Raw genomic sequence first — 11,370 nt, 5'->3', positions numbered from 1 at the left:
TTTTTTTTTTGCAGGGATATCCTAGAATAATCAACGCTGTCTTAAAGGGAGTTTAACATGACTTGGTTTTTAATCATTCTTGCTGTAGTAATTGTCTTATTACTCATCCTGTCACTAACAAAAATAAAAATAGAACTCACTTATAAACACACAAAAGATGATGATCTGTTAGTGGCAGCTGTAACAATATGGTGGATGCGGGTATACACCTTTGAAGCACCTCTAATAAAAATAAATGAAGAGTCACCAGCAATCATTGTAGAGGAAAAAGAAAATATAGCTGGCTCAGAAAGCAAAAAAGATAAGAAAGTAACGCTGCAAACAATCATTCACGATATTCATTTAGCGGAACGTTGGATCAGGCATGTAGTCGGGTTGAATCGTATTATCCGCAGATTTCTTAGGCATGTTCATGTGCATAAATTTGATTGGTATTCGGATGTTGGGGTCGGTGATGCTGCTTTAACAGGGCCTGCTGCCGGTATGCTATGGTCACTGAAAGGGATGATGGCAGGCCTAATAGGGAACCATGTGAAAATGCATAGGATGCCTAAAATCTCTGTGACCCCTCATTATCAAGCCGTTGTTTCACATACCTATTTTTCTTGCATGTTTATGTTTCGGATAGGGCATGCTATTTTTGTAGGTCTTTCGATCATAAAGCATTGGAAACGAAGACCAAAGTGGAATCAAGATCAAGACCAAAAAGCTACAGAAACGATGTAAGAAAGAATGTAGGTATTTAAAGGAGGAAAAGGTTATGTCTGATCATCCTATTCAAGGGCTAATGAAGACGGCAATGGAAAATCTAAAAGAAATGGTAGATGTTAACACGATTATTGGGGATCCGGTTGAGACACCTGATGGAAGTGTGATCATGCCAGTATCTAAAGTTGGATTTGGATTTGCAGCTGGCGGAAGTGAGTTTGTTATTGATCAGCACCGTCCATCATCTACAGAAGATCACACGCAAAAGCACCCGTTTGGCGGAGGTAGCGGCGGAGGTGTTTCCATCACCCCAATTGCATTTTTAGTAGTCGGACATCAAGGTGTGAAAATGGTTCATCTTGATAGCAGCACTCACCTGTACGAAAAATTATTGGATTTTGCTCCGCAAGTAGTGGATAAAATTCAACAAATGATCAAGTCAGGTTCGAACGCATCGTATTCCAATCAATCGCAGCAAACGAATCAAGCGTATACAAACAATTCAAATATGAATTACCAGCAGCGTAATGATCAGTCACCAATTTAGAGAATGGGATAACCCCACTCTCTTTTTTTTGTGTATAAAGTTGGAGATTGCAGACCTTTTGGGATGAAGAATAGGTTGTTACTTGAATTTGTGGCGCCTGCTCATGTATGATGAGTACGTACATAATTTGGAACGATCATAGGAGGGTGTTCACATGGCACAAATTACATTTAAAAACAATCCTGTAACGTTACTTGGAACAGAAGTAAAGGTTGGGGAAAAAGCTCCTGATTTTAAAGTTCTTGCAAATGATTTATCAGAAGTAACTTTGGCTGATACTAAAGGAAAGGTTCGTTTAATCAGCGTCGTTCCATCGATTGATACGGGTGTTTGCGACCAACAAACCCGCCGTTTCAATGAAGAGGCATCATCACTTGGCAATGTAGAAGTATTAACGGTAAGTGTAGATTTGCCATTTGCTCAAAAACGTTGGTGTGCAGCTGCGGGTATTGAAAATGTTCAAACATTATCAGACCACCGTGACCTTTCATTTGGACAAGCATTCGGTGTTGCAATTGAAGAACTTCGTCTGTTAGCTCGTTCTGTTTTTGTTATTGATTCAAATGATGTGGTAACTCATGCAGAGTATGTATCTGAAGCAACGAATCATCCAGATTACGAAGCAGCTATAGAAGCAGCAAAAGCTGCAAACTAAGCACGCTGGATACATTTAAAAAGAATGTTAAAAGGGTCAACCCGCTTGCTACGTGGTGGGTGACCTTTTTTTAGGCTAGGAGTTGAAAAAATGAGCGTAATGAATTCGAAAATGGAAGAGCTCTTTATCTTTCTAGACAAAGGGGCTTCTCTCTTAGAGGAACACGAATCCTTTACTTATCTAGAGGGACTCTCTGAGATGGGAGAAAACTTATTTCAAGGTGAAGTGGTACAACCGGTTACACCAGAAGTGAAAGACCGTCTTTATGATTTAATGCGGCCGCTTGACGTAAGTGAATTTTCAAAAGAAGATATCCGTAAAGCTTTTCAGTTAACCGTTCTAAAAGGAATGAAGGGAGCAACACAGCCAAATCATTCGATGACACCGGATGCGGTTTGTTTGTTTTTAAGCTACCTTGTGAATAAAGTGATGGCTGAAGCAAAGGGTGGTTATTCAGTATTAGACTTGGCAGCGGGTTCGGGCAATTTATTAACAGCGCTGTTAAATCAATCTGAAAACCCTGCAAAAGGATTTGGATTTGAGGTGGATGAAACACTTCTTAAACTGGCTTTTGTCAGCTCTAATTTACAAGAGATTGAACTTGAACTATTCCACAAGGACTCTATAGAGCCGCTTACATTTCCTGAGGTAGATCTAGTGGTTACCGATTTACCAATCGGTTATTATCCGCATGATGAAATTGCAAAGGAATATAAAGTAAAGGCAGATGAAGGTCATTCCTTTAGTCATCATCTTATGATTGAAAAAGGAATAAACAGTGTGAAAGAAGGCGGGTTCTTGTTTTATATTGTTCCTAACTTCTTATTTGAAAGCGAACAAGCACCAAAGCTGCATGCCTATCTAAAAGAGCATGCGATGATCCATGGACTGCTGCAGCTTCCAAAAACGATGTTTACCTCTGATAATCATGGCAAAAGCATATTAATGCTGCAGAAAAAAGGGGAAGGTGTGACTCAGGCAAAGCAAGCGCTGCTCGCAGAACTTCCATCCTTCAGCAACAAAACAGCACTAACGGATATGATGACACGTATTAATAAGTGGTTTGAACTCGAACTTAACTTATAAGATGAATCCTGCTTCCATATTTGGGAGCAGGATTTTTTTGGATGTTATATAAAAGTGTCTGGCTCTCCTTACAAAAATGTACAGTATTTAAGCGGTTTCAAGTCTGAAAATAAAGAATTCGAGAGAAAACAAGCGAAAATAGCCGATTTTACTTGAAAACGTATTTTCAGGGTGCTTAAATGGAAAGGTATTGATATCTACTCTGTTAGTCAAATTATATAAATTACTTAATTAAGGGAGCTGTCTTAACATGGCGAAAATTATTGCGATTAATGCTGGTAGCTCATCATTAAAATTCCAATTACTAACAATGCCTGAAGAAGAAGTTGTAACAAAAGGCTTAGTTGAACGTATTGGTCTTGGTGACGGTATTTTTACAATTGAAGTAAATGGTGAAAAACAAAAAGAAACAACTGAAATTCCAGATCACTCTGTAGCAGTAAAAATCCTGCTTGAAAAGCTTACAGGACTTGGAATTATCGATTCTCTTGATGAAATTGACGGAATCGGACATCGTGTCGTTCACGGTGGAGAGAAGTTTAACGACTCTGTTCTTATTACTGATGAAGTACTTGCGGGAATTGAAGAAGTTTCTGAATTAGCTCCTCTTCACAACCCAGCAAACATTGTTGGAATTAAAGCATTTAAAGAAGTATTGCCAAATGTACCTGCAGTAGCAGTATTTGATACGGCTTTCCACCAAACAATGCCAGAGAGCTCATTCTTATACAGCTTGCCTTATGATTACTATAAAGAGTTTGGAATCCGTAAATATGGTTTCCACGGAACAAGTCATAAGTATGTGTCTGAACGTGCAGCAGAATTATTAGGTCGTCCAATCGAGCAATTACGTTTATTATCTTGTCACTTAGGTAATGGTGCTAGTATCGCTGCGATTGATGGTGGAAAATCAATTGATACGTCTATGGGCTTTACACCTCTTGCAGGGGTAACAATGGGTACACGTTCAGGTAATATCGATCCTGCTTTAATTCCATATATCATGGAAAAAACAGGGCAAGACGCAAATGGAGTATTAGACACGTTAAATAAAAAGAGTGGACTTCTTGGTGTCTCAGGATTCTCTAGTGACCTGCGTGACATTGAAAGTGAAGCAGAAGCTGGAAACGAGCGTGCTGAGCTTGCTCTTGAAGTATTCACTTCACGTATTCACAAATACATCGGTTCATATGCGGCTCGCATGAGCGGAGTGGATGCAATTATTTTCACAGCTGGTATTGGTGAAAATAGTGATGTTATCCGTGAGCGAGTTCTTCGCGGCCTAGAATTCATGGGTGTATATTGGGATCCATCATTAAACAAAGTACGTGGAAAAGAAGCGTTCATTAACTATCCGCATTCACCTGTAAAAGTAATCATTATTCCTACGAATGAAGAAGTAATGATTGCACGTGATACAGTACGTCTATCTAACTAATATAAGTTCCTTTGAGCATCACTTACAATCATGTGTAAGTGATGCTCTTTTTAAATACATCTTCACGTTGTTTACATCTAAATAAAAAAAAGACTATGATAGTAAGAGATCTTAAAAGGGGTATATATAAAGCAACACCCATAAAGGAGGTTTATGATGTGGGATTGTTTTCAAAAGCAAATGAAGGGGAGAAGTTTACAAACTTCTTTTTAATTCGTGAAAGAGAATTAAAACAGGCTTCTAATGGAAGTGAATATGCAACCTTTCTTTTAGAACGCAACTTAGAGATTATCCCTGCTCAATTATGGGACCTTACGAAAGAACAAAAAGAATCCTTACAGCCCAAGGCATTAATTAAAGGAGAAGGGATTGTAACCACCTTTAAGCAAAAGAAGTTATTAAAGCTATTAAGAGTTAGATTAGCAACATCAGACGACCCAGTATCCATTAGTGAACTGATTTCTAGAAAAGGAATATCTAGAGAAGAGCTATGGCAAGAGCTGCGAATGTTGATGGAGGAAGTTACCTCTCCGATTTTACGAAATATTTTACGTCGGATTTATTCTGAACGTACCATTCGGGAAAAGCTAACGACTTTGCCGGCCTCCAAAACATATCATCATGCCTACTATGCAGGGCTTATGCATCACATTGTAGAGCTATCGAGAGCGGCATATCAACTCCTGCCCCTCTATCCTTACGTTAATCGAGATTTAGTGTTATCAGCATGCTTGTTAGGGGATATTGGAAAAACGAAGGCGCTGCGGGATGTAGTAGCGCCAGAGTATACATCAAGCGGAGAATTAATGGGACATATGGTGCTTGGGATTGAAATGATTAATGAAGCAGCAAGAGAAGCAGGGATTTCGACCGATGATGTGGAAGTTATTGCATTGAAACATCTTATGCTCAGCCAGAACGGGGATATAGAAAAAGGATATGGCAGTGCTGTATCCGAAAAGACGGCAGAAGCAGTCATGCTGGCATCAATTAAAGAAATGAATACAAAACTGCATGCCATTGAGATGATTCGCGAGAGAAGTGAAGAAGAATGGGTGTATTCCCCAATGTTTAAACGTAAGATGTACCACTCATGATGTATAACTCATACTAAATTAATGATTTACTCAGAAAAAAGAAGGTGAGCAAATGAGGCAGGAAGAAAGAGACCAAAAGAGATACCAAGCAATTATTGAATGGGAAGATACATATTTTAAGCATGAAGCAACCGATGTAGAATACACCTATCTAAAGTGGACAGACAAGTTATTTGAACAATTAGGTGATCATAGGAGACAGAAAGTTCTTATGCAGATTGATCACGTCTTTATTCATCTGCATGCTTATCTCCAAAACACAAGATCTCATGAGGAGACAAGAAAGCGAATCCTGCAATATGCTAAAGTATTTGCTCCTACGGTTGATTCCATTGAAGACCTTCAATATCTCCCGGTGGAGCAGCTTGATTACATGACTGATCAATTAATGGCCAAACAGCGTCTTCTCGCGCTTGGTCAAGGCGGATTAACGGGGATGGGCGGGATGTTTTTATTGGCAGCTGACCTGCCTGCAGTGATAGCAATTAATCTTCGTTCGATTCAACAGATTGCAACGATCTATGGGTACGATTTAAAACGCCCGGTCGAAATGGTTATTGCTTTAAAGCTTTTGCATCTCTCAACCTTGCCTAAAGCACTCCAAGCGCATGAATGGGAGCGGCTATGGCATGATCTAGATCAGCACCATACGGATGATATCTTTTATGCAGGATCAGAGGAAATTGTTGAACCTGAGTGGCTGGGGCAGTTTATACGTCAGCTGGCGAAAAGCTTCGTGATTACAATGCTCAGAAAAAAAGTGTTTCAAGGGCTGCCGCTTGTTGGAATGGCATTTGGCGCTGGTATAAACTACAGATTATCGCAGCAAGTGATTGAACTATCACATAAATTTTATCAGAAACGACTATTAACAGAGCGCAACCAATAAGCATAGAAAAAACTCGTCTTGACATACTACTTCAAGACGAGTTTTTTATTAGGAGGCTTATAGTTATGTGCTCATCCCTTAGACAGCGAAGGGTTTAATCTAAACCATATCCAGAGATCGTTAATAATGGATGCTAATTCTGCTATTTCCGTATTAAGAAGACAAGAACGTTCAAAATTCATCTCTTCTGATAAAGCAGCATTCTTTTCGTTAATGAGCTCTTCTAATTCTTTAATACGCTCTGGGATATTACCGCGAATCTCTTCCCACATACGAAGAATTTGAGCTTGTCTTATCTCCTCAAGTTCATCCCAAGCTGTATGAAATCGAGGAAGAGAAATCTTTAAACGCTCATCGTATACAAATTCAACGTCCATTTCATCACCCCTCTCTTATATTGTAACGAAATCCCTGAGTGAAAGTCACGATCAATTAAATATCATTTAGAAAAAAATTAAAAATACCCCTTGCCAAAATGGAGAATCGTTGGTAAAGTGTTTTGTATATTAATAAGTTAGTTGTATGGTTTTATACAAAAGGTGATGAATAGAAGTCACCTCCTTTTATACAAAGAAATGCATAAAAATAATAACAAGAGTATGAATATTCATTTGGAGGGAATGTAAAATGACAAAGAAAAAAGTGGTTTTAGCGTATTCAGGTGGTCTAGATACATCAGTAGCAATTAAATGGTTATCAGATAAAGGGTATGATGTTATTGCAGTTGGTTTAGACGTGGGTGAAGGGAAAGATTTAGATTTTGTAAAAGAGAAAGCATTAAAAGTAGGAGCAAGTCAATCGTATACAATTGATGCAAAGAAAGAGTATGCAGAAGAATTTGTACTTCCTGCCTTGCAAGCACATGCATTATATGAGCAAAAATATCCACTAGTATCTGCTCTATCACGTCCGTTAATCTCTAAAAAGCTTGTAGAGATCGCTGAACAAACTGGAGCGACAGCAGTTGCACATGGATGTACAGGAAAAGGGAATGACCAAGTTCGTTTTGAAGTGTCCATTCAAGCTTTAAATCCAAACTTAGAAGTGTTAGCGCCGGTACGTGAGTGGGCATGGTCTCGTGATGAAGAAATCGAATATGCAAAAAAACATAATATCCCGATCCCAGTTGATTTAGATAATCCATATTCTGTTGATCAAAACCTATGGGGACGCAGTAATGAGTGTGGCATCTTAGAAGATCCATGGGCAACTCCTCCTGAAGGGGCGTATGAGCTGACAGCTTCAATCGAAAATGCTCCTGATACAGCGGATGTAATTGAAATTGGATTTGATAAAGGGGTTCCTGTAAGCATTGATGGAGTAGCTTATCAATTAGATGAGTTAATCTTAAAGCTTAATGACATAGCAGGTAAGCATGGTGTTGGACGTATTGATCATGTAGAAAACCGTCTTGTAGGAATTAAATCACGTGAAGTGTATGAGTGCCCAGGTGCGATGACGTTAATCAAAGCGCATAAAGAGCTAGAAGATTTAACACTTCCTAAAGAGGTAGCGCACTTTAAACCGGTAGTGGAGAAAAAGTTAACGGAACTAATTTATGAAGGTCTATGGTTCTCACCATTACAGCCAGCTATTCAAGCCTTCCTAAAAGAGACTCAAAAGTCTGTGACAGGCGTTGTTCGTGTGAAGCTGTTTAAAGGGCATGCGGTTGTAGAAGGACGTAAATCTGATTTCTCTTTATATGATGAGAAGCTTGCGACTTATACACCAGACGATGAATTTGATCATAATGCAGCAGTTGGCTTCATCTCACTTTGGGGTCTTCCAACGAAAGTGCACAGCATTGTGAACAAACAGAAGGAGGCAGTAAAGCTGTGAGTAAGCTGTGGGGAGGTCGTTTTACAAAAACGGCAGAAGAGTGGGTCGATGCATTCGGTGCATCGATCGGCTTTGATCAAAAATTAGTAAAAGAAGATCTAACTGGCAGTCTTGCCCATGTAGCGATGTTAGGCAAATGTGGAATTCTGCCTGCTTATGAGGTTGAGCAGATTACAGAAGGCCTTAAGATCCTTCAGAAAAAAGCTGATGCAGGTGAACTAGAGTTTTCTGTTCAAAATGAAGATATTCACTTAAACCTAGAAAAGCTGTTAATTGATGAAATTGGACCAGTAGGCGGAAAGCTTCATACAGGACGAAGCAGAAATGACCAAGTAGCTACAGATATGCACTTATACTTGCGCAATGAAACGAAAGAGATTATGGGTGCCGTAAGAAATGTACAGCAAGCTCTTGTTAACCAAGCGAAGCAGCATGTAGAAACATTAATACCAGGTTATACGCATCTTCAACGTGCCCAGCCTGTATCATTTGCTCATCATCTATTGGCCTATTTTTGGATGCTTGAGCGTGATTTCAGCCGCTATGAAGACAGCCTAAAGCGTGTTAATATTTCTCCTTTAGGTGCGGGGGCATTAGCAGGAACAACCTTTCCGATTGACCGTGAATATTCAGCAGAATTATTAGGGTTTGATGGAATATATCAAAACAGTTTGGATGCAGTCAGTGATCGGGATTTCATTTTAGAATTTCTGAGCTCCTCTGCTACACTGATGATGCATTTGTCACGTCTTTGTGAAGAGTTAATCTTATGGTCTTCACAAGAATTTCAATTCATTGAAATGGACGACAGCTTTGCAACAGGAAGCAGTATTATGCCGCAAAAGAAAAATCCAGATATGGCTGAATTGATTCGTGGAAAAACTGGCCGAGTATATGGCAGCCTTTTTTCTTTGCTTACAGTATTAAAGGGACTTCCTCTAGCATACAACAAGGATATGCAAGAAGATAAGGAAGGTATGTTTGATGCCGTTGAAACAGTAAAAGGGTCGCTAAATATCTTTGCCGGTATGATTGATACGATGACAGTAAATAATGAAACGATGGAAAAAGCCGTTCACCAAGATTTTTCAAATGCTACAGAGCTTGCTGATTACTTAGCTACAAAAGGAATGCCTTTCCGTGAAGCGCATGAAGTAGTTGGGAAACTGGTGCTCACAGCGATTGAAAAAGGTGTGTATTTGCTCGATTTAACGATTGAAGAATACAAACAAGCTAGTGATTTATTTTCAGAGGATATCTTTGAGGTTCTGCAGCCAAAAACGGTTGTAGCTAGAAGAAATAGTGCTGGCGGGACAGGATTTGAGCAGGTTAAACTGGCACTTACTAAAGTAGATAAGATCTTACAGGTAAAAGAAGAAACTCTAGCATAAAAACATAATACTCGTTTAAGTTGCTCATACTAAACATATCTTTATGAGAGGAGAGTGACTTGAACGATGAAAGAGCATAAGCTAAGTAATTCTTTGTACGATGAAAAAGGGGTTAATGCTGTCCATGATCAAGTGATGAATGCTTATTATGCAGGCACAACTGAAACTCCTAAGGCAAACACAGGTGAGAATGATCAGCAGCAGGAAGATTTTGAGGATGGTCAATTAACGTAACAAGAGAAAGCGCGTCACTGCTTATAGGCAGAAGACGTGCTTTTTTTTCGGTTGAAGAAGGAATCATACATAGAGACAGCGAACGAACTACAAAAGGAATCATCTTTTTTTACATTGAATTTGATAAATAGTATGATCAAATAGCAGTTAATTAATTAAATAAAGCGAATAAATAGTAACGAATGATATAAAGCTTGACTTGAGAGGGGAATGCTTAATGAGGCATGCGTTAATCACAGCAGGAACTAAAGGATTAGGTGTTCAAGTGACAGAAGGTTTATTAAAAAGTGGATATTCAGTTACGATTACATATAGAAGTGATGAAGAAGCTGTTCTTAAAATGAAAGAAAAGTGGAAGGGAGACTTAAACCGTCTTCAATTCGTTCAAGCGGATGTGACAAATAAAGAAGATAGTAAGAGGGCTGTCGCAGAAGCATTTAGTCGATTTGGGAGAATTGATTTATTAATTAATAATGCCGGCCCTTACGTATTTGAGAGAAAAAAACTGATTGATTATGACGAAGAAGAATGGTATGAGATGATTGAAGGTAACCTAAGCGCCGTCTATCATCTTTTAAAACATGTTGTTCCAATCATGCGAAAACAACAATACGGACGTATCGTGATGTATGGATTTCAAGGGGCAAACAGTGCCCCGGGTTGGATCTATCGTTCGGCATACGCTGCAGCAAAAGTAGGCTTAGTCTCTTTAATGAAAACCATCTCAATAGAAGAAGCAGAATACGGTATCACAGCTAATATGGTCTGCCCGGGTAATATTCTTGGTGAGATGAAAGAGTCGACGATCAAAGAAGCTAGGGAGCATCCTGATTCAGACACGCCGATTGGCCGCTCAGGTACAGGAGAAGATATTGCGAGAACGGTCCTCTTTTTATGTGAAGAAGATGCTGATATGGTAACAGGAACGGTCGTAGAAGTAACCGGCGGCGTAGATGTCATACACCGTTACCGTTAAAATATGTATAATCATCCAATGATCTTCACACATTACTAATGAGGTGATAATCATTGAATAATAAATTGATCCCGATCATTTTATCCATGGGTTTCTTATTCTTATTTTTGAGTGCGACTACAAGTTCAGCGGCAAATGTAATGGGCCCTCTTTCTTTTAGAGTGACGATTACAGAGCAGGATGTAACCTATGAATACGAATTTGATAATCCTGATTATTATGAGTACGAGGAAGGAAACCATGTCGAGAGGGGAGCGGAAGCGAAACAAAAGGTTACTCGTCTCGTCTCGCTGATCAATTTAGAAGAAGATGCTGCAATTGATGCGATGGTGCGTGAATTAAAGCAAATTCATCCAAATGTGAGTAAGGTAGATATTCGATATATGAATGAAGAGAACAAACTTTATACATGGGTATGGACTGAAGAATAAAGCTGCCGTCATTCAGGCAGCTTTATTTTTTTGTAGTTTGTCTGATTATTCTTAGTAGTGGGATGTATGGTAAAATGAA

13 protein-coding genes are annotated in these 11,370 nt (G+C 39.1%); 12 read left to right on the top strand and 1 reads right to left on the bottom strand.

From position 1 onward, the window contains the following. Positions 1 to 57 precede the first annotated feature (57 nt). The 7 genes from A33I_RS13255 (at position 58) to A33I_RS13225 (ending at position 6,420) form a co-directional block, all read left to right on the top strand. Complete coding sequence (locus A33I_RS13255; protein ID WP_022628850.1) at positions 58 to 726, top strand: DUF2953 domain-containing protein; 669 nt, start codon at positions 58 to 60, stop codon at positions 724 to 726. 34 nt (positions 727 to 760) lie between these two features. Next, positions 761 to 1,255, top strand: coding sequence for a GerW family sporulation protein (gene ytfJ / locus A33I_RS13250; RefSeq protein WP_012960046.1), 495 nt, complete (start codon positions 761 to 763; stop codon positions 1,253 to 1,255). A gap of 154 nt (positions 1,256 to 1,409) precedes the next feature. After that, a complete protein-coding gene (gene tpx / locus A33I_RS13245) occupies positions 1,410 to 1,910 on the top strand; it encodes a thiol peroxidase (RefSeq protein WP_022628849.1) in 501 nt (166 codons plus the stop codon). Between the two features lie 90 nt (positions 1,911 to 2,000). Beyond that, positions 2,001 to 2,996, top strand: a complete 996-nt coding sequence (locus A33I_RS13240; RefSeq protein WP_022628848.1) for a class I SAM-dependent methyltransferase — start codon at positions 2,001 to 2,003, stop codon at positions 2,994 to 2,996. A gap of 250 nt (positions 2,997 to 3,246) precedes the next feature. Next, on the top strand, positions 3,247 to 4,434 hold the full coding sequence (locus A33I_RS13235; RefSeq protein WP_012960043.1) for an acetate kinase: 1,188 nt from the start codon (positions 3,247 to 3,249) through the stop codon (positions 4,432 to 4,434). 158 nt (positions 4,435 to 4,592) lie between these two features. Further along, a complete protein-coding gene (locus A33I_RS13230) occupies positions 4,593 to 5,531 on the top strand; it encodes a hypothetical protein (RefSeq protein ID WP_022628847.1) in 939 nt (312 codons plus the stop codon). Between the two features lie 52 nt (positions 5,532 to 5,583). After that, on the top strand, positions 5,584 to 6,420 hold the full coding sequence (locus tag A33I_RS13225) for an EcsC family protein (RefSeq protein WP_022628846.1): 837 nt from the start codon (positions 5,584 to 5,586) through the stop codon (positions 6,418 to 6,420). Positions 6,421 to 6,491: 71 nt separating this feature from the next. Here the strand turns inward: A33I_RS13225 and A33I_RS13220 are convergent, their stop codons facing one another. Continuing rightward, a complete protein-coding gene (locus A33I_RS13220) occupies positions 6,492 to 6,797 on the bottom strand; it encodes a hypothetical protein (RefSeq protein ID WP_022628845.1) in 306 nt (101 codons plus the stop codon). 250 nt (positions 6,798 to 7,047) lie between these two features. Here A33I_RS13220 and A33I_RS13215 point away from each other — a divergent pair, with 250 nt between their 5' ends. From A33I_RS13215 to A33I_RS13200, 5 genes are all read left to right on the top strand, one after another. Beyond that, the gene (locus A33I_RS13215; RefSeq protein ID WP_022628844.1) at positions 7,048 to 8,259 is read left to right on the top strand and encodes an argininosuccinate synthase; all 1,212 of its coding nucleotides are present in this window, start codon (positions 7,048 to 7,050) and stop codon (positions 8,257 to 8,259) included. Then, the gene (gene argH / locus A33I_RS13210; RefSeq protein WP_022628843.1) at positions 8,256 to 9,650 is read left to right on the top strand and encodes an argininosuccinate lyase; all 1,395 of its coding nucleotides are present in this window, start codon (positions 8,256 to 8,258) and stop codon (positions 9,648 to 9,650) included. The genes A33I_RS13215 and argH overlap by 4 nt, the downstream gene beginning before the upstream one ends. Positions 9,651 to 9,716: 66 nt before the next feature. After that, positions 9,717 to 9,884, top strand: coding sequence for a hypothetical protein (locus tag A33I_RS20895; RefSeq protein ID WP_022628842.1), 168 nt, complete (start codon positions 9,717 to 9,719; stop codon positions 9,882 to 9,884). A 217-nt stretch (positions 9,885 to 10,101) separates the two neighbouring features. After that, positions 10,102 to 10,860, top strand: a complete 759-nt coding sequence (locus A33I_RS13205) for an SDR family oxidoreductase (protein ID WP_012960036.1) — start codon at positions 10,102 to 10,104, stop codon at positions 10,858 to 10,860. Between the two features lie 53 nt (positions 10,861 to 10,913). Beyond that, entirely contained in the window at positions 10,914 to 11,291 is a 378-nt protein-coding gene (locus A33I_RS13200) for a hypothetical protein (RefSeq protein ID WP_012960035.1), read from the top strand. The last annotated feature ends 79 nt before the right edge of the window (positions 11,292 to 11,370 follow it).

It is taken from the genome of Alkalihalophilus marmarensis DSM 21297 (genome assembly GCF_000474275.2).
GTDB lineage: Bacteria > Bacillota > Bacilli > Bacillales > Bacillaceae_D > Alkalihalophilus > Alkalihalophilus marmarensis.
Note: the sequence above shows the minus strand (reverse complement) of the source record. Positions and strands in the feature narration are given on the sequence as shown.